Source organism: Plantibacter sp., from assembly GCF_059073635.1.
This window is the reverse complement of the sequence record NZ_JCACOF010000008.1, coordinates 396165-413686: the sequence shown is the minus strand read 5'-3', so window position 1 is coordinate 413686 and position 17522 is coordinate 396165. Positions and strand designations below refer to the sequence as shown.

The 17522-nt window shown below is 70.8% G+C and carries 18 protein-coding genes; 1 reads left to right on the top strand and 17 read right to left on the bottom strand.

All coding sequences use genetic code 11. The features are described 5' to 3' along the window. Window positions 1-14 precede the first annotated feature (14 nt). The 11 genes from AC5JOC_RS09200 to AC5JOC_RS09150 form a co-directional block, all read right to left on the bottom strand. Complete coding sequence (locus AC5JOC_RS09200; RefSeq protein ID WP_494246246.1) at window positions 15-749, bottom strand: response regulator; 735 nt, start codon at window positions 747-749, stop codon at window positions 15-17. After that, on the bottom strand, window positions 746-1993 hold the full coding sequence (locus AC5JOC_RS09195) for a sensor histidine kinase (protein WP_494246244.1): 1248 nt from the start codon (window positions 1991-1993) through the stop codon (window positions 746-748). The genes AC5JOC_RS09200 and AC5JOC_RS09195 overlap by 4 nt, the downstream gene beginning before the upstream one ends. Window positions 1994-1998: 5 nt before the next feature. After that, on the bottom strand, window positions 1999-2679 hold the full coding sequence (locus tag AC5JOC_RS09190) for a DedA family protein (protein WP_274499047.1): 681 nt from the start codon (window positions 2677-2679) through the stop codon (window positions 1999-2001). Window positions 2680-2791: 112 nt separating this feature from the next. Further along, a complete protein-coding gene (locus AC5JOC_RS09185) occupies window positions 2792-4111 on the bottom strand; it encodes an ammonium transporter (protein WP_494246243.1) in 1320 nt (439 codons plus the stop codon). 47 nt (window positions 4112-4158) lie between these two features. Further along, window positions 4159-5019, bottom strand: a complete 861-nt coding sequence (locus AC5JOC_RS09180) for a TetR/AcrR family transcriptional regulator (RefSeq protein WP_494246241.1) — start codon at window positions 5017-5019, stop codon at window positions 4159-4161. Between the two features lie 38 nt (window positions 5020-5057). Then, window positions 5058-5768 carry an alpha/beta hydrolase family protein gene (locus AC5JOC_RS09175; RefSeq protein WP_494246240.1) on the bottom strand — a complete coding sequence of 237 codons (711 nt, stop codon included), beginning with the start codon at window positions 5766-5768 and terminating at the stop codon, window positions 5058-5060. Window positions 5769-6083: 315 nt separating this feature from the next. Beyond that, complete coding sequence (locus tag AC5JOC_RS09170; RefSeq protein WP_494246239.1) at window positions 6084-6182, bottom strand: hypothetical protein; 99 nt, start codon at window positions 6180-6182, stop codon at window positions 6084-6086. Between the two features lie 4 nt (window positions 6183-6186). After that, a complete protein-coding gene (gene glnT, locus AC5JOC_RS09165) occupies window positions 6187-7446 on the bottom strand; it encodes a type III glutamate--ammonia ligase (RefSeq protein ID WP_494246238.1) in 1260 nt (419 codons plus the stop codon). Window positions 7447-7638: 192 nt separating this feature from the next. Further along, window positions 7639-8685, bottom strand: a complete 1047-nt coding sequence (locus tag AC5JOC_RS09160; RefSeq protein WP_494246236.1) for an NAD(P)-dependent alcohol dehydrogenase — start codon at window positions 8683-8685, stop codon at window positions 7639-7641. A gap of 143 nt (window positions 8686-8828) precedes the next feature. After that, complete coding sequence (locus AC5JOC_RS09155; protein WP_192004167.1) at window positions 8829-9362, bottom strand: P-loop NTPase family protein; 534 nt, start codon at window positions 9360-9362, stop codon at window positions 8829-8831. A gap of 34 nt (window positions 9363-9396) precedes the next feature. Beyond that, window positions 9397-9765, bottom strand: a complete 369-nt coding sequence (locus AC5JOC_RS09150) for a VOC family protein (RefSeq protein WP_494246234.1) — start codon at window positions 9763-9765, stop codon at window positions 9397-9399. Between the two features lie 79 nt (window positions 9766-9844). Between AC5JOC_RS09150 and AC5JOC_RS09145 the strand changes: the two genes are divergently transcribed. After that, window positions 9845-10276 carry a MarR family winged helix-turn-helix transcriptional regulator gene (locus AC5JOC_RS09145; RefSeq protein WP_494246366.1) on the top strand — a complete coding sequence of 144 codons (432 nt, stop codon included), beginning with the start codon at window positions 9845-9847 and terminating at the stop codon, window positions 10274-10276. Window positions 10277-10296: 20 nt separating this feature from the next. Here AC5JOC_RS09145 and AC5JOC_RS09140 read toward each other — a convergent pair whose 3' ends face one another. From AC5JOC_RS09140 to AC5JOC_RS09115, 6 genes are all read right to left on the bottom strand, one after another. Continuing rightward, window positions 10297-11424, bottom strand: coding sequence for an epoxide hydrolase family protein (locus AC5JOC_RS09140; RefSeq protein WP_494246232.1), 1128 nt, complete (start codon window positions 11422-11424; stop codon window positions 10297-10299). 57 nt (window positions 11425-11481) lie between these two features. Continuing rightward, window positions 11482-12756 carry an alpha/beta fold hydrolase gene (locus AC5JOC_RS09135; RefSeq protein ID WP_494246230.1) on the bottom strand — a complete coding sequence of 425 codons (1275 nt, stop codon included), beginning with the start codon at window positions 12754-12756 and terminating at the stop codon, window positions 11482-11484. 83 nt (window positions 12757-12839) lie between these two features. After that, entirely contained in the window at window positions 12840-13808 is a 969-nt protein-coding gene (locus AC5JOC_RS09130) for an NAD-dependent epimerase/dehydratase family protein (protein WP_426738626.1), read from the bottom strand. Next, complete coding sequence (locus AC5JOC_RS09125) at window positions 13805-15382, bottom strand: AMP-binding protein (protein WP_494246365.1); 1578 nt, start codon at window positions 15380-15382, stop codon at window positions 13805-13807. Before AC5JOC_RS09125 ends, AC5JOC_RS09130 begins: the two co-directional genes overlap by 4 nt. After that, window positions 15316-16488, bottom strand: coding sequence for an alpha/beta fold hydrolase (locus AC5JOC_RS09120; RefSeq protein WP_494246228.1), 1173 nt, complete (start codon window positions 16486-16488; stop codon window positions 15316-15318). The genes AC5JOC_RS09125 and AC5JOC_RS09120 overlap by 67 nt, the downstream gene beginning before the upstream one ends. After that, window positions 16482-17468 (bottom strand): 3-oxoacyl-ACP synthase III, encoded by a 987-nt coding sequence (locus AC5JOC_RS09115; protein WP_194718740.1) that lies wholly within the window; start codon window positions 17466-17468, stop codon window positions 16482-16484. The genes AC5JOC_RS09120 and AC5JOC_RS09115 overlap by 7 nt, the downstream gene beginning before the upstream one ends. Window positions 17469-17522: the final 54 nt, after the last annotated feature.

Here is a 17522-nt window from a genome sequence, read left to right as displayed (position 1 = left end):
ACCGAAGCGGCACATCACCCGGCGGTGTCGTCGCGCCCCGTACCCAGGGGTGAGGCGGACCGACGCGCGGGCGTCCGGGTCAGGACGGGCGCGACGAGTCCGGTGTCGTAGGCGAAGATCACGGCCTGCACGCGGTCGCGCGCGCCGACCTTGGCGAGGACCTTGCCGACATGGGTCTTCACGGTCTGCTCCGCGATGAACAGGGTCGCGGCGATCTCGCTGTTCGACCGCCCATGGCCGATGAGGACGAGCACCTCTCGCTCGCGCTCGGTGAGCTCCGCCAGCCGCGCGGCGCCATGCGAGGCGCGGGGCTTCTGCGCGGCGAACTGCGCGATCATCCGTCGGGTCACGCTCGGGGCGAGCAGGGCGTCGCCCGCCGCCACGACCCGCACGGCGTGGACCAGGTCCTCGGGAAGGGCGTCTTTGAGCAGGAAGCCGCTCGCCCCGGCCTGCAGCGCGTCGTAGACGTAGTCGTCGATGTCGAAGGTGGTGAGCATGATGATCCGTGGGACCTTCGCCGCGGGGTAGGACGGCCCGAGGATGCGCTTGGTCGCCTCGATCCCGTCGAGCTCGGGCATACGGACGTCCATGAGGATCACGTCGGGGTCGAGTCGCGCGGACAGTTTCACGGCCTCGGCGCCGTTCGCGGCCTGACCGGTCACCCGGATGCCCTCGTGGGCGTCGAGGAGGGCACCGAACCCGGCGCGGACCATGGCCTGGTCGTCGGCGATGAGGACGTCGATGGTCACGGGCGATCCTTCGTGGAGACGGGTCGGGAGGGGGACGAGGGTGTCGACGTCCGTGGCTCGGACGACACGGCGACCGGCAACGTGGCGACGACGAGCCAGCCGCCCTCACCGTCCGGCCCGGCGCTCAAGCCGCCGCCGAGGAGTTCCGCGCGCTCCAGCATGCCACGCAGGCCGTGTCCGGCCCCGTGTTCACCAGCCGACCGGGACGCTCCGTTGTGGATGCGCAGGTGCACCGCGGCGTCGTCGACCCGGACGTCCACGGCGACCGGTGCGCCGGGCGCGTGCCGTACCGCGTTGCTCATGCCCTCCTGGACGATGCGGAAGGCGGCGATCTGCACGGACGGCGGGACCTCGGCGCCGTCGGTGTCGGTCACCTGGAGGGTGATGTCGGCGCCCACCCGGCGCAGGCTCTCCGCGAGCGCCGGGAGATCGGCGATGCCCTGCTGCGGCGTCAACTCGGCCACCTGGTCCTCGGTCCGCAGGACGCCGAGCAGGCGACGCATCTCCACGAGCGACGCCCGGGCGGTCGCTGCGATGTCGTCGAACTCCGCCGTGGCTTCGTCCGCGAGGCCGGGCACCCGGTACTTGGCGGTCGAGGCCTGCACCTGGATCACGGACATGCTGTGTGCGACGACGTCGTGCAGCTCGCGGGCGATCCGCGTGCGCTCCTCGACGAGCAGCCGCCGCGACTGCTCGGTGGCCGAGACCTGGCGCTCCCGGGTGAGCTCCTCGCCGATGCGCACGCGCCCGGAGACGAGGAGCGCGACGAGGAACGCCACGGCGGCGATGGAGGACGCGACGATGAGGTCGGCGGCCATGGCGGTCGGGTCGGCGGCGGACGGCACGAGCAGCGCTGCGACGAGCGAGCCGGCGATGTTCACGAGCAGGGTGATGAGCCCCGGCAACCAGCCGTGCAGGAAGGTGACGGCCCCGACGAGGACGGCGAACGCGATGAGCGCGGGTACGGACCACGGCCACGGCCAGACCGGGTCGTGATCGGCCGAGGCGATGAGCGGGAGCACGAACGCGGCGGCGGCGAACAGCGCGATCGCGACGCGCGGAAGGACCACGGAGAGGACAGGTGCCCCGCAGATCGCGGCTCCGAGGAGGAACGACGCCGGGAGCACGGTGCCGTAGAGGAGGCTCTGGATCGGCACGAGGACACTGAGCAGGACAACTCCGACGCCCGCGAGGACGATGAGGATGACGGTCCGGCGGGTGATGCCGGGCGACGTGCGATCCATGATCGTCATTCTCCCACCAGCACCAGGACGGGGTGGTCGTCCGCCTCCGCCTCCTCGGTCCCACTCGCCCCGGCAGCGGCCTCCGAGCGCTCGCGACGACGACGACGCGCCGCTGCGACCCGGTCGACGACGAGACCGAGGACGAGCGCCACGGCGACCCCGATGACGGAGCTGAGGAACGGCTGGTCCTCGAAGAGCTTCCCGGCCACGACGCCGATGAGCGCGCTGTAGGCGGCCCAGGTCACGCCACCGATGACGCTCAGGGGCAGGAAACGACGCCACGGGTACCGGAGGGCACCCGCCGACATGTTGACGGCGACCCGTCCGACGGGGATGTAGCGCGCACCCAGGATGAGCGGCGCGCCCCGCCGGCCGAGGGTCCGCCCGGCCCGGTCGAAGGCCGCGGCGATGCGCGGACGCCGCATCCAGGCGAAGCGGGTCGTGCCGACGCCACGGCCGATGAGGTAGGCGAGGTTGTCGCCGATCGCCGCCCCCACCGCCGCGACGGCGCAGAGCAGCAGGAGGTTCGACCCACCGGTCGAGACGGCGACCGCCGCGGCGGCGACGAGCACCGTCTCGCTGGGGATCGGCGGGAAGAAGCCGTCGATCACGGCCGCTGCGAACATCACCAGGTAGAGCCATGGTGAGGTCACGGCGCCGAGGATGAGTTCGTTGATGACGTCCATGCTCCGACGCTACGAAGCGGACGGACGCCGGGCATCACCCTGGGGTATCGACCACCCCCTACCGCGGTGGTGTCCTCGGCAGGGGATGGTCGACCGCGGGGGCCGTCCGGGACTACTCGACGACGGCCGGGACCTTCGGCTCGGCGTGCCCGCGCGGGGCGAGCGCCTCGTGCGTGCTGATCTCGTACGCGTTCTCCGCGTGGAGGGCGACGTCGAGCCCCTGCGCCTCGGTCTCGGCCGACACCCGGATGCCCATCGTCTTGTCGAGGACCTTGGCGAGCACCCAGGTGATGGTGAAGGTGTAGGCGAACACGGCGACGATCGCGAGCGCCTGCTTGCCGAGGAGGAGGAAGCCGCCGCCCGCGAGGAGTCCCTCGCCGCCGCTGGGCGCGAGCGGCACCGCGAGGACACCGATGAGGAGACCCCCGACGACACCGCCGACGAAGTGGAGGGCGGTGACGTCGAGGGCGTCGTCGAAGCCGAAGCGGACCTTGAGGCTGACGGCGAAGTAGCAGACGACCGCGGCGGCGGCGCCGATCGCGAGCGAGCCGAGCGGGGTGACCGCGCCGCAGGAGGGCGTGATGGCGACGAGTGCGGCGATCGCACCCGAGCAGGCGCCCAGCGTGGTCGGGTGACCGTCGCGCAGCTTCTCGACGACGAGCCAGACGATGACGCCGGCGCAGGTGGCGGCGACGGTGTTGAAGACCGCGACGGCGGCGTTGTTGTCGGCCGCACCGAGGGCGCTGCCGTCGAAGCCGATCCAACCGACGAAGAGGAGTCCGGCGCCGAGCAGGGTGAGCGGGAGGCTGTGCGCCTTGGGCTGCGACGGGAAGCCGTTGCGCTTGCCGAGGACGATGGCGAGTGCGAGGGCGGCGACCCCGGAGTTGACGTGGATCGCGGTGCTGCCGGCGTAGTCGATCGAGCCGATCGTGTTGGCGAGCCACCCGCCCTGCACGCTGCCGTCAGCGGAGTCGAAGGCGAAGACCCAGTGCGCGACCGGGAAGTAGACGAGCGTCGACCAGACGCCGGCGAAGACCATCCACGCGCCGAACTTCATCCGACCGGCGGCCGCTCCCGCGACGATCCCGATCGTGAGACCGGCGAACATCAGGTGGAGTGCGGCGAGCGCGAGCGGCGGCAGTGCGCTCCCCTCCGGCGCGACGAGCAGTTGGCCGAGACCCGGGTACTCGGTCGGGTCGCCGACGAGTCCGAGGCCGCCGATGCTGTCCCCGAACACCATCGAGTAGCCGAAGGCCACCCAGAGGATCCCGACGAGACAGAACGACGCGAAGATCATCATCATCATGTTCATGGTGACGCGACGGCTGACCATCCCGCCGTAGAACATGGCCAGGCCGGGCAGCATGAGCGCCACGGCCACCACCGCCGTCAGGAGCCATGCCGTGTTGCCCGCGATTGCAGCCGTGTCCATTCGGACCTCCAGGGTTCGCGCGGGATCCGAAACGGACGACCGCATTTTCAATAGGTCATCCAATTGTCGCGACGACCGGTTTCAATGCAGTATCGAATCCGTTTCGTGTTCGTTACGGGATCAGCGGAGCGGGCACCCTCCAGCGGGTCGCGACGCGCCATCGGCGGATCAGCCGGCCGCGAGGTCGAGCTGCGAGGGCAGCCCGCTCGACGTCGGCGAGCGCAGCGCGGTCGACGAGGAGACTGTGGAGGGTGGCGGAGGCGGTGCGCCGCGCGAAGGCCCTGATGCGGTCCGTCTCGCTCGCACCCTCGGCGGCCTCGACCGGCGGGTACTGCGCGGCGATGTCGCCGGAACCGTAGCGGTAGGCCTTCTGCATGCCCTCGTTGGCGTGGAGCGCCGCCGCTGCCGCCCACTCCGGCGTCTCGCTGCCGCCGAGGACGAGGGATCCCCTGCTCGACGCCGTCGCGGATGAGCCCGGCGATGAACGTGAACAGCGCGCGGTAGTCGTCCCAGAACGACGCGAGGTCGTCGGGATGCTCCGCCGCGAGCCGCTCGATCTCGTTGTAGTCGAAGGGCGCCTCGCAGATCGCGACGCCGTCCTCGTAGAGGACGCGGTAGAGCTTCGCGGGAACATCAGCCTCGATCGGACCGAGGGCCTCCGCGGCGCCGACCGACTGGCGGTTCGAGGCGGCGGTCGCCCGCAGCACCTCGCGCTTGTTCGCGAACCAGTAGTAGAGCGAGGACTGCTTCATCCCGCACGCCTCGGCCAGCATCGTCATGCTCGTGCGCTCGTACCCGCGCTCCGCGAACAGCCTGGTCGCGACCTGGATGATCTCCTCACGAGGATCCTCGGCGGCGATGCCGCTCGCGCGAGGACGACCGGGCGATGCTCCTGTGCGGCCGGCCATCGATCACCACTCCCTGCTCGCGGACACCTCCGCCAATCCTACGGGCGGGCACGGCAGCTCAGCCCTCGCCCAGCAGCTCGCGCATGCGCGGCCTCGATCACGGCCGTCTCGGCGGCACGCACGCCAGGCCGCCCCGCCACATGGCCGAGGTCGGACTCGATGACCCGCACCTCGCTCCGACGCATCATCGCCGACTCCAGGACGTTGTCCTCGACGGTGAAGTAGAGGTCGGTCGACGACGGCATGACGATGCTCCGCGCGCGCACGCCCCCGAGCGCCGCGGCCAACCCGCCCTCGACCCCTCGCCCGGGATCCGCCCGCTGCCAGGTGCGCAGCATCGCGAGCAGGTCGTTCGCGTCCCACCGCTCGTGGTCGGCCGCCCAGTCCTCGAGGAGGTCGGCGACGTCGGCGTACCCGAGCTCGCGGTAGGTGCCGTCCCGGAAGAACGCCTGCGAGTAGGCCCACCCGGCGTACACCGTCCCGAATGCGCGGAGTCCGGCCCGCGGCGGTGTCGTGTAGCGGCCGCCGTCGAACGCCGGATCCGCCCGGAGCGCCGCCTCGACGCCGGCCAGGAAGACCGCGTTGTGCGGCGAACACCGCGCGGCACCGGCGACGGGGAGGAACGCGTCGACGGACTCCGGGTACCGCACCGCCCACTCGTAGGCCTGCAACGCGCCCATCGACCAGCCGGCGACCAACCGCCAGCGGCGGACCCCGAGGTGTTCGGCGAGCTGCCGCTGCGCGCGCACGTTGTCTCCGATCGAGACCTCGGGGAACGCGGCACCCGCGCACCTCCTCAGCCGCGTTCGACGGCGAGGTCGAGACGCCGTTGCCGAACAGGTTCACCGAGACGATGAACCAACGTTCCGGGTCGAGCGCCCGGCCCGGCCCGATCCACGGCTCGTAGCTCGCGTGCGTCCCGGTGTAGTAGCTCGGGAGCAGGACGGCGTTGTCGCCGTCGGCGTTCAGCGCGCCCTGCGTCGTGTACGCGAGCCGCGCCTCCGGGAGGTCCGCGCCGGACTCCAGCGCGAACCTCCCGAGGTCGAGGACCTGGTGCATCGGGATCAGAAGAACTTCAGGTAGCGGGCGGTCTCCCAGTCCGACACGTGCGCCTGGTACTCGTTCCACTCCTGGCGCTTGTAGTCGATGAACGCGTCGTACATCGCCTCACCGAACACCGACGCGCGACAGCGAGTCGGTGGCGAACTCGTCGACCGCCTCGCCGAGGCTGCGGGGCAGCATGCCGATGCCGAGCTGCGCGACCTCCGCCTCGGTGTAGTCGTACATGTTCTCGGTGTGCGGCGCACCCGGGTCGAGGTCCTCACGGATGCCCTCGAGGCCCGCGGCGAGGATGAGCGCCGCCCCGAGGTACGGGTTGCAGCTGATGTCGGCCGCCCGGCACTCCACGCGCCCACCCTGCAGCGGCACGCGGAGCATGTTGGTGCGGTTGTTGTTGCCGTAGCTCACGAACACCGGCGCCCAGGTCGAGCCCGACATGCTGCCCTGACGCACGAGGCGCTTGTAGCTGTTGACCGTCGGCGCGATGACCGCAGAGAGCGCCGGCGCGTGCTTGAGGACACCGGCGATGAACTTGTAGCCGAGCTCCGAGATGCCGCAACCACGCGGGTCGTCGTCCGTCTCGAAGAGGTTCTCACCGGTCTCGATGTCGGCGAGCGACATGTTGAAGTGCGCACCGGAACCGCTGCGGTCGGCGAAGGGCTTCGGCATGAAGGTGGCGAAGTAGCCGTGCTTGCGGACGATCTCGTTGGCCATGAGGCGGAAGAAGACGGCGCGGTCGGCCATGGTGAGCGCGTCGGAGTAGTTGAAGTCGATCTCGAACTGCCCCGGGGCGTCCTCGTGGTCGAACGAGTACACGCCCCAGCCCATCTCGGTCATCGCCTCGACCAGCTCGGTGAGCCAGTCGAGGTTGTCGAGCGCCGCGGTCGCCGTGTAGCAGGGCTTCGCGAGGTCGTCGCGGTCGCTGACCTCGGTCACACCCTCCGGGGTGTCCTTCAGGACGAAGAACTCGGTCTCGATCCCGAGGTTGAAGGTGAAGCCCATCTCGGCCGCCGCATCGAGCTGGCGCTTGAGGATGTTGCGCGACGCCGCCTCGAACGGCTCGCCCTTCGTGTAGAGGTCGCTCGCGAAGAAGGCGACGTCCTTCCGCCACGGCAACTGCACGGCGCTGTCGAGGTCGGGGCGGGCGGAGAGCTCCTCGTCGCTGATCGCCTGCGGGAGGCCGTCGAGCGCGGCCCCCGTGAAGAGCTCCGATCCCCCGGCCATGCGCTCGAGGTGCGACAGCGGGACGAACTTGGTCTTGATGCTGCCGTGCATGTCCACGAAGCTCGCCATCGCGTACTTGACGCCGGCCTCCTGCAGGCGGGCGCGGACGGACTCCACGGTGGTAACGGTCTCGACGACGGTCATGGGATGCTCCTCCGGTTGCGTCGCTGCCCTCGCCGCGACTCATTTCGATACTGTATTGAAAGTATGCGTGGGTGGAGTTTCGATGCAGTGTCGAAAGTGTTTCCGGGGTGTGAACCCTGCGCCGAGGTGCACTGAAAACGCAGAACCGGCGCCCGCCGCGAGTGCGACGGACGCCGGTTCCGGGAGTCGTGGTTACGGGACGATGACCGCACGCCCGCGGATCGTGCCCGCGTGCAGGTCCTCGTAGGCCTTCGGGGCGTCGTCGAGCGAGTACGGCTGCACCTCGACGTCGACCTTGCCCGCCTTCGCGAGCTCGAAGACCTCGATGAGCTCGCTCCGCGAACCCCAGTACGGCACGCGGACGGCGGCGTCGTAGGCGATCGATCCGAAGCCGATGGTCGCCGATCCGCCGCCGATGCCCACGATCGTCACGTCGGCCTCCATGGCGGCGACCGCGGTGGCCGTGGCGATCGTCGGGTTCGCGCCGACGAAGTCGAACACCGCGTCGACACCGACCCCGCCGGTCAGCTCGCGGATCTTGCCGGCCGCCGACTCGTCGCTGATGAGCGTGACGTCGGCACCGACGTGCTTCGCCAGCTCGAGCTTCTCGTCGCTCACGTCGAGCACGATGACCGTCGCACCGGAGAGCGCCTTGAGCATCTGGATGCCGACGTGGCCGAGGCCACCGGAACCGATGACGACGGCGAAGGTGCCGGCACCGAGCTTCGGCAGGCTGCGCTTGATCGCGTGGTACGGCGTGAGGCCGGCATCGGTGAGGGACACGTTCTTCACGGGGTCGAGGTCGCCGATCGGCACGAGGTGGCGGACGTCGTCGACGATCATGTACTCGGCCATGGAACCCTGCGCGCCGAGCCCGGGAGGACGGATGCCCTCGGCGGCGGCGTTCGTGCAGTAGTTCTCCTTGCCCTGGGAGCAGTTGAGGCAGTGACCACAGCCCCACGGTCCGTAGACGGCGACCGCGTCACCGATCTGCAGGCCGGTCTCGACACCCTCACCGAACGACTCGATGACACCGGCACCCTCGTGACCGAGCGTGAGCGGCAGCGGGTACTGCTGCGCGAGGTAGTCCTCCTCGGGGAGGCTCATGACGTAGTCGTCGGAGTGGCAGACACCGGCGGCGGTGACCTTCAGCAGGATCTCACCCGGCCCCGGTGTCGGCTTCTCGATCTCGACGACCTCGGGGGCCGAGCCGATCTTCGTGTACCGCAGTGCCTTCATGGTGAGACATCCTCCTCGAGCGTCGGAACCGCACGCCGCAGTCGCTCACTAAGCGACGTGTGTCAGATAAGTCTGACCGTTCCAGTATGCGCCTCGATCCGGCGGCCGGCACCCCGTTGACAGCGCTCTGGCACCGACACCCGTCAGCGCGGTTCCCAGGCCAGGACGACCTCGAGGAGCTCAGCTCGCGACAGCCCGCTGTCGACCTGGAGGACCGGCTGCGGCAGGGTCGCGAGCCAGGCCTCGTGCGACGCCCGACTCCGGCCGTCGAACGCGGGGTCGTCGTAGCCGCTCGCCCACTCACGGAACTCCCGCCACGCGCGGTCGTCGTGCGGTTCGCCGGCCCGCCGCTCGATCTCTCGGGCCTCCAGACGCCGCAGCCGCTCCGCCGGGTCGAGGGTCACGAAGACGATCGCGTCGCACTCGGCGACGATCTCGTCGCCCCAGCCGGGCATCGAGCCCGACAGGACCCACGCCTCGCGCGGCACGAACAGCTCGCGCATGAGCCGCACCCGCTCCGCGTCAGAACGCTTGGTGACGTAGGGCGGGTCCGTCGGCACCCAGAAGTAGTCGTCGGCGTCGGCGTGCGGGACGGACCAGTGGTCGGCGAGCGCCCGCCCGAGCGTCGTCACGCCACTACCACTGGCGCCCATCACGTGCACTCTCGATCGTCGCATCCGTCCATTCTGACGCGTCGGGCACTGAACGAGCTCAGGCGCGGTCGTGGAGGGTCAGCTGGTAGCCGTCGGGGTCGGCGAAGGTGAAGGTGCGACCGAACGGGCCGTCGATCGGCGCCGAGACGATCGTGTGGCCGTCGGCGACGAGGGCGTCGTGGATCTCCTGGACGTCGGTGGCGTGCAGCCAGATCGCCGCTCCGATCCCGGGCTGGTTCACCGAGGCGAGGTCGGTCCCGGGGACGATGTCGCGCAGCGCGAAGGCGGTCGGCGTCGTCTCGAAGACGACCGCGTGCGGCGGGCCGGCCTGCGAGCGGACGAGGCCGAGGTACTGCTCGTAGAAGGCCTGCGAGGCGTCGAGGTCGGTGACCTGGAGGGAGATGAAGTCGGGTCCGGTGACGGGCATGATGTGCGTCCATTTCTCTTGTGTCAGTTATCTGACACACTCAGCCTATGTCAGAATACTGACATGAGTCAACGACGGGATCGAACTGGACACCTCGCTCGGGTACCTCCTGAAGGAGGCGTCGAGCGCACTCCGCTCAGCCATGGAGGCGGTGCTGCGGCCACTCGGCATGACGATCACGCACTACTCCTGCCTCGAACTCCTCGCCCAGCGACCCGGGCTGTCGAACTCGGAACTGGCTCGCGGCGCCTTCGTCACCCGACAGTCCATGAACGTGCTCCTGCAGGCCCTCGAGCGCGACGGCTTCGTCAGCCGTCCTGACCAGGCACCCGTTGGGAAGGCCCTGCCCACGCAGCTGACGCCGCTCGGTCGCGAGCACCTCGCGCAGGCGACCGCCGCGGTGCGAACGGTCGAGGTGCGGATGCTGAGCGACCTGACCGCGGACGAGCAGCAGGCGGCGCTCGGCATCCTGCGCAGCATGATCCGCTCACTTCGCGACGCCGACGCCTGACGGCCCGCCTCCTCGGCCGGTCAGTCCTCGAGCAGGGTCACGGCGAACGCCTCGATCCGGTCCGCCACCACGTCCGGCACCTGCCAGGCCGTGAAGTGCGCACCGCGGTCCAGCTCCTCCCAGCTCCGGATGTCGGTGTACGTCCGCGCCGCGTAGGAGCGCGGGAGTCCGCGTTCGCCCGTCTGCACGGCGACGGCCACGGGCACCTCGATCAGTGGGAGTTCAGGCTGCTTCGGGTGGTCGCGATACGGCCGGAACGATGACCCGACGCTCTGCGTGAACCAGTACAGCGAGACCGTGGTCAGCAGCTCGTCGTCGGTCCACCAGTCCCCCTCGCCCGCCCACGCGAGGAGCTTCTCCACGATCCACGCGGCGAGGCCCACCGGCGAGTCGTTGAGGGCCGTCGCGAGGATCTCGGGCCTGGTGGCCTGCACCCGGGCGTAGGCGAGACCGCGAGCCCACTCCTGGTCGTGTCGGTCGAGCCAGTCCTGCTCCTCGGCGGTGAGGTCGCGCGCTCGGGACGCAGATGGGAAGGCGGCGTGCGTCGCGAACTGGCCGATGACCGATTCGGGATACAGGGCCGCGAGCCAGTCGCTCGTCGTCGACCCGACGTCCTCGCCGTAGGTGAGGTAGCTCGCGCGCCCCAGCACCTCGGTCATGAGTGCGTGCATGAGTTCGGCGACCACCGGGCCGGTGAACGGCCGGTCCACGAGAGGCGCCGAGAACCCGTACCCGGGCAGCGAGGGGACGACGACCTCGAAGCCGAGTGTCCGGCCGTCGCCGAGGTCGACCGTGCGTCCTGCGAGTTCCCTCGCCAGCGGCAGCATCTCGACGAAGGAGTACGGCCAGCCGTGGAACGCGATCACCGGGACCGTCACCGTGACGCCGTCCGGCGCCGGTAGCCGCGCGACATGCAGCCGCTGGCCGTCGACCTCCGCCTCGAACTGCGGCACCTCCTGCAGCTCCCGTTCGATGCGCCGCCAGTCGAAGCCGTCCCGCCAGTGGTCGACGAGCGCCCGCAACCGGTCGAGCGAGAGGGCGCTCTCCTCGCCGGCGTCACCGATCGCGGCGGGGAGGCGAACCGTGTCGAGTCGCCGCCGCAGGTCCTCGAGGTCGGCATCGGGCACCTGGATCCGGAACGAACGCATGCGCTCGACGCTAGGGCAGACGACCGACAGGGGAGGCGAACCGGATCCGCTAGCGCATCACAGTGTGCGCATCCAGGCCCGGAGGTCGGCGAGGGCCGTGAGGGCGACGGTGGCGTGATCGGCGTCGGGGTAGACGTGTGAGCTGACCGTCGCGCCGGCCTGCTCCTGCGCGGCGACGTAAGCGGCGGTCACGGTAGGCCGGATGAGCGTGTCCTTCGACCCCTGTGCGACGAACAGCGGCACGGTGATCCGCTCGGTCGGAGTGTTCTCCTGCAGGAGGTCGCTCCACACGGGAGCCGTCGCCGGGTCCGCCGTCAAGAACGAGCCGATCATCGGGTCGGCGATGTCGTGCAACTGTTTGTTCTCGCCGAGGAGACACAGCTTCGCCATCGCGGGCACGGCCGTCACTGCGGCCGGGGAGAGGATGGTGCTCAGCGGGTCCGTCGGCAGCCGATCGGCGTAGGCCTCCGCGTAGGCGTTGAAGGCGTAGGCCCCGATCGTGACGCCGGAGACGTCGCGGATGTCGTCCTGGAGGAGGGCTGCCAGATCGCTCGCCGGAGCCGCGACCGCGACGCCCCGAACGTCGAGCTCGGGCGCGTAGGTTGAGGCACGCTGTGCCGCGAACAAGGCCGCGTGTCCGCCCTGCGAGTGCCCCCACAGCACGACGCGGTCGCTCGCGCCGATGCCCTCGACGTGCTGCGCGGCGCGGGCGATGTCGAGGACGTTCGCCGCCTCGGTCGCTCCGATGAGGAACGACGCCGGGCCGGGGATCCCCATCCCCGCGTAGTCGGTGGCGACGACGACGTTGCCGTCCGCGAGGAGGTCGGTGAGTCCCTCGATGAGCGCGAACGGTGCGATACCGCTCGATGGAGCACAGTGCGGTGCGGTGCCGGTCGTCGGGTGCGCCCAGGACACGACCGTTCGAGTCCCGGCCGACGCCGGTTCACTCGGTGCGACGATCAGGCCGGAGACGAGGATGTCGGCGCCGTCGACATCGGTCGAGTGGTAGACGACCCGCAGCGCCGTGGCACCGTCCGGCGCGCCGACGACGGACTCGCTCCGCACGATCGTCCCTGGAAGCGCTGCGGTCGACGACGGTGTGGGCGTGGCGGAACCGTAGAAGCCCTCCACCGAGGACTCGACCGCCGCCCCCTCCCCCACACGCACGCCGAAGTCGAGCAGCCGCGCGACGGCTGGTGCCGCCACGATGAACGCGACCAACGCCGCGACGCCCACGATCCGGCCGATCACCCGGTGACGGGGCCTCGACGGGTGATCGCCCGGTGCGCCGTCGCCCGCGCCTCCGGTCTCGGAGTCGCGTCGCGGGGTCATGACTCACACGGTAGACCGTGGAGTGGACGAGCGCGATGCCGGTCGGTGAGCCGATGACGGCGCAGGCTCACCCGGGCCAGGCGTCAGGCGCGGTAGTGCTCCGCCAGGCGTTCGAGTCCCTCGTCGATCGAGACCGCCGGCGTCCAGTGCAAGGCCGCGCGGGTCTGACGCTGGTCGAACCAGTGGGCGGTCGACAGCTGTTCCGCGAGGAAGCGCGTCATCGGCGGCTCATCGGCGCCGGGGCGGATGCTCCACAGGCGCTCGACGAGCCCACCTGCGGCCCGGGCGACGCCGGCGGGGACACTGAAGGCGGGCGGCTTCACACCGGCAGCACGGCAGATGCCCGCGAGCAGCTCGCCGACCGGACGCGGCTCCCCGTTCGTCACCACGAACGCACGACCGTGTGCCGTCTCCGCATGCTCGAGTGCCGCCGCGATCGCCGACGCCGCGTTCGCGACGTACGTGCTGTCGATGAGGGCGGTTCCGTCGTCGAGCAACGGCAACCGGCCGCGGCGTGCGCGGTCGACGATGCGCTCGACGAGCTGCGGGTCGCCCGGACCCCAGACGAGGTGCGGCCGCACGACGACGACCGCGAACCCGCGACGGTCACGTTCGAGGGCGAGCAGCTCACCCTTCGCCTTCGTCCGCGCGTACTCCCCGCGTGCTGCGTCCGGGTCGGCCGGTTCCGCACCGACACCCACGAGCGCCGAGCCACCGTGCGCGACGGACGGCGAGGAGATGTGGACGAATCGTGAGACGCCCGCGGTCTCGGCGGCGTCGAGGACGACCTCGGCCCCGGCGACGTTGACGCGCTCGAACTCCGCCGGGTCACCCGCCAACGAGACCTTCGCGGCCAGGTGGACGACGGCGTCGACACCGTCCATCGCCGTCTCGACGACCGCCGCGTCGGTGATCGACCCGCGCACTTCCTCGACATCGGCGAGCGCCGACGGGCCGCGCTGCAGGACGCGGACGTGGTGGCCGGCGCGGAGCAGCTCCAACGCGACCTCGCGGCCGAGCATGCCGCTCGCGCCGGTCACGAGGACCGTCACGGGGTGCTCAGCCGTTCACCGGCCAGGATGCCTTCCGCCCACACCGACAGGCGGGTGCGGTCGATCTTGGAGTTGTGGCGGATGTCCGTCGGCAGCTCGGGTACGACGAACACCGCGACGAGCGGCTGCGTCGAAGCGTCCCGCACCTGCGCGGCGAGCTCCGCCTCAGCGAGCTGGACCCGCTTCGTACCCGTGGTCGTCTCGACGATCGCGACGCACTGGCGGAGACCCGCGGGGCCGACGCCGACGACGGCGGCGCGGCGAACGAGCGACACGGTCTCGATCGCCTGCTCCGGTCCGACCGGAGCGATCGGTCCGTCCTGGGTCGCGATCACGTGCGGCAGACGGCCCTCGATCCAGAGGCGGCCGTCGGCGTCGAGATGCCCGACATCGCCGGTGCGGTGCCAGCGTCCGTCATCGGCGACGTCGCGGACAGCGGCCCGGTCGGTCAGCCAGAGCCGGTCGTACTGCGACTTGAGGTGCTCCGCCGAGATGATGACCTCGCCGAGGCGATCCGCGTCCTGCGTCGGCGCACCCGTGGCGCGTCCGGCCTCGTCGAGTGGGCTGATGCGCACGTCGACGCCGCCGATGGGCGTCCCGACGCACACACCCGTGTGCTCGGTGTCCTCGTCGGGCAGCGTGTCGAGGGTGATGTCCGCGACGAGCAGGCACTCGGTCATGCCGTACACCGCGTGCGCGGACGCGTTGGGCAGGACACCCACGAGTGCCGTGAGGAGCTGGCGACTGACGGGCGCGCCCGTCGAGAGCACGGTCCTGACGCCCTGGAGCGCCTGACGGTCCGCGCTGTCGAGCGCGTCGGCCGTCGCGACCACGTTCAGGATGGCGGCCGGCGAGAGGAACACGATGTCGGCATCCGTCTCCGCCACGGCCGCCGCCACAGCGCGGGCCGTCAGCGTGCGTGGCGAGGAGATGTCCATCTCCGGCGTGGAGGAGCGGGCACCGAGCGCCGGACCGAGGAGGGCGAACGGAGCGAAGCCGGTGACGAGTCCCGAATCGGCGGTGATCGCGAAGTGCTCCGAGAGGACGTCGCGGAGCGACGACAGCTGGGCGTGGGTGTACTTCACGCCCTTCGCCGGGCCGGTCGATCCCGAGGTGTACAGGATCGCCGCGAGGTCGGTCGGGCCGGGTTCGCTGGGCAGCTCAGGCGTCGTGCGGGTGTCGAGCAGGTCCTTGAGGCTGTACGAGACGCCGAGCGCTGCTGCTGTCGCGCCGGGGAGGCGGGCGGCTGAGACCTTCACGCCGGGCCAGCCGAGCGCCCGGGCTGCGGCGAGCCCCTTGGTCTCACCGATGACGTAGGCGGGCCAGGCACCGCGCACGGCTCGGTGGAGTCCCTTGACGCCGAGACCGGCGTCGGCGACGACCACGACCGCGCCGATGCGCAGGCAGGCGTAGATGACGGCGGTGAGCGTGGCGCCAGGCGTGACGAGCAGCGAGACGCGGTCGCCCCGTCGCACACCGATGCGGTGCAGGCCGGCGGCCAGGCGGGTCACGCGGTCGTCGAGCTGCCGCCAGCTGACGCGACGTGCGGTTCCGGACCCGCGCTGCTCGACGATGGCGTCGCCGTCGTCGGTGCGACGCTGGTCGAGCCGACGCCACAGCGGCTCGAAGCCGGCTGCTCGGACGCGGACGCCTCGGCGGGACGCCAGTCGGCACGGTCTCCGACGGCCGCACCCTGCGGCAGGCGGTCGCCGAGCCAGGTGAGCAGCGATTCGGCGACGGGGGCGTCGTCGATGACGAGGTGGCCGGCACCCTCGAAGCGGTGGACCTCGGCGTGCGGAAGGCGGTCGGCGAGGTCGTCGAGGTAGCGGTCGCTGAAGATCGGATCGCGCGGGCCCCAGAGCATGACGGCCGGGACGCGGAGCTGGGCGACGTCGTCGGCGAGGCGCTCGAGGCGCGGGAAGCTGACGTGGTCGGGCGTCGCGGGGATGTCGGCGACGAACGCACCGATCCCCCGACGGCGGGCCGGCGACCCGTACGGGCTCCGGTAGGCGTCGCGGACGTCGCGGTCGAGCGGCGGTGACGCGAGGGAGAGCGTCGTGTCGAGGAACGCCGTGGTCTGGACCGATCCGGCACCGAGCATGCCTCGAGCGCCTGCGAGACGCAGCGGCGCGGGGATCGCCGTGCCCTCCGGGTGGTGCACGGCGGTGTTGAGGAGCATCGAGCCGACGAGCTCCTCCGGGTGCTCCGTCGCCCAGCCGAGGGAGATGACGCCGCCCCAGTCGTGGCCGAGCGTGACGACGGGACCGGTGATGCCGAGCGCCTCGGTGAAGGCGGCGAGGTCGGCGATCCGCTGTTCGAGGGTCCGGGTGGTCTCGGTGCGCTCCGACCAGCCCATCTCCAGCTGGTCCACCGCGACGACGCGCCAGGCGTCGCCACCGGAGGACGCCTGCTCGACCGACTGCGTGACGAGCGAGCGCCACAGGTACGACCACGTCGGGTTCCCGTGGACGGCGAGCACGGTGCCGACCGGTGTCGCGCCGGCTTCGGCGAGCGCCGAGGCGGTGTCGAGGTAGTGCCAGTTGCGCGTGGTGCCGGCGTCGGCCAAGCGGCCGGGGACGTCGATGCGGTGGGAGAAGGCGGCGGGCAGGCCGGGCAGACCTGCGGCGCGCACCCCCATGGTCCGCAGACCGACGTTCGCGGCGACGGTGCCCGCTACCACGCGAGTTCCATGAGGCCGGTGTTCAACCCCGAGCCGACGCCCATGAGGAGGACGCGGTCGCCCTTGTTCAGGGTCGACTGCTGGTCGGCGAGGGTGATCGGGATGGAGGCCGGCCCGACGTTGCCGAGGTAGGGATAGGTGACCGGGACGCGACTGCGGTCGAGCGAGGCGGCCTTCACCATGGAGTCCGTGTGGATGGACGACACCTGGTGGGTGATGTAGCGGTCCATCTTCGACCACCGCCACGAGTCGCCGGCGGCCTCCTTCCACGCGGAGACGACGAGGTCGAGCCCACCCTTGAGGAGTGCTCGGGCGTCCGTGAACATGCCGTCGACGCTGCCGACGCAGAGGTGGTTGAACTCCGTCGCCGCGCGGGTGACCCCGCCGAGGATGCGGTGTCCCTCGGGGTGACGATCGGCCGGCCCGATGACGGCGGCGGCCGCTCCGGAGCCGAGCGTGAGGGAGGCGAACTCGCTCATGAAGTCGTCGCGGTCGATGGTGCTGCCGCTCAGGCGCTCGATCGTGTTGGCGTGGACCTCGCTCGCGTCCTCACCGTTGACGATGAGCGCGTACTCGATCTGTCCGGACTCGATCATCGCGGCCGCCATCGTCATACCGGTCACGAAACCGAGGCAGGCGTTGGCGATGTCGAAGTTGATGGCCGAGCTCGGCAAGCCGAGGCCGTCGTGGATGCGCACGGCGACGGAGGGCTCGAGGTGCTGTCTCGTGACCGAGGTGTTGATCATGAGCCCGATCTGCGACGGCGAGATGCCGGCCTCGGCCAGCGCACGGCGTCCGGCCGACACGGTGGCGTCATCCGAGTTCTCACCGGGGCCCCAGTGTCGTCGCTCGACCACACCGGCGACGCGTCGCAGGATGCCCTTCGGGAGGCGGGCGCGTTTCATCGCGGCCGCGAGGCCCTCTTCGATCTCGACCGAGGTCACCACTGCGGACGGCAGCGTGCTCGCCACCGACAACATGGCCACATTGTCGAATCGGGTAGTTGCGTTTCCGGTCACGATTCCTCCGTGCCT

Bases quoted from the DNA above. Each gene is read 5' to 3' on its own strand.
- AC5JOC_RS09135 (WP_494246230.1), bottom strand. From the start codon at position 12,756: ATGACCCCGCGACGCGACTCCGAGACCGGAGGCGCGGGCGACGGCGCA.
- AC5JOC_RS09140 (WP_494246232.1), bottom strand. From the start codon at position 11,424: ATGCGTTCGTTCCGGATCCAGGTGCCCGATGCCGACCTCGAGGACCTG.
- AC5JOC_RS09180 (WP_494246241.1), bottom strand. From the start codon at position 5,019: ATGGCCGGCCGCACAGGAGCATCGCCCGGTCGTCCTCGCGCGAGCGGC.
- AC5JOC_RS09195 (WP_494246244.1), bottom strand. From the start codon at position 1,993: ATGGATCGCACGTCGCCCGGCATCACCCGCCGGACCGTCATCCTCATC.
- glnT (WP_494246238.1), bottom strand. From the start codon at position 7,446: ATGACCGTCGTCGAGACCGTTACCACCGTGGAGTCCGTCCGCGCCCGC.
- AC5JOC_RS09155 (WP_192004167.1), bottom strand. From the start codon at position 9,362: ATGCGACGATCGAGAGTGCACGTGATGGGCGCCAGTGGTAGTGGCGTG.
- AC5JOC_RS09190 (WP_274499047.1), bottom strand. From the start codon at position 2,679: ATGGACGTCATCAACGAACTCATCCTCGGCGCCGTGACCTCACCATGG.
- AC5JOC_RS09115 (WP_194718740.1), bottom strand. From the start codon at position 17,468: ATGTTGTCGGTGGCGAGCACGCTGCCGTCCGCAGTGGTGACCTCGGTC.
- AC5JOC_RS09185 (WP_494246243.1), bottom strand. From the start codon at position 4,111: ATGGACACGGCTGCAATCGCGGGCAACACGGCATGGCTCCTGACGGCG.
- AC5JOC_RS09160 (WP_494246236.1), bottom strand. From the start codon at position 8,685: ATGAAGGCACTGCGGTACACGAAGATCGGCTCGGCCCCCGAGGTCGTC.
- AC5JOC_RS09150 (WP_494246234.1), bottom strand. From the start codon at position 9,765: ATGCCCGTCACCGGACCCGACTTCATCTCCCTCCAGGTCACCGACCTC.
- AC5JOC_RS09170 (WP_494246239.1), bottom strand. From the start codon at position 6,182: ATGTACGACGCGTTCATCGACTACAAGCGCCAGGAGTGGAACGAGTAC.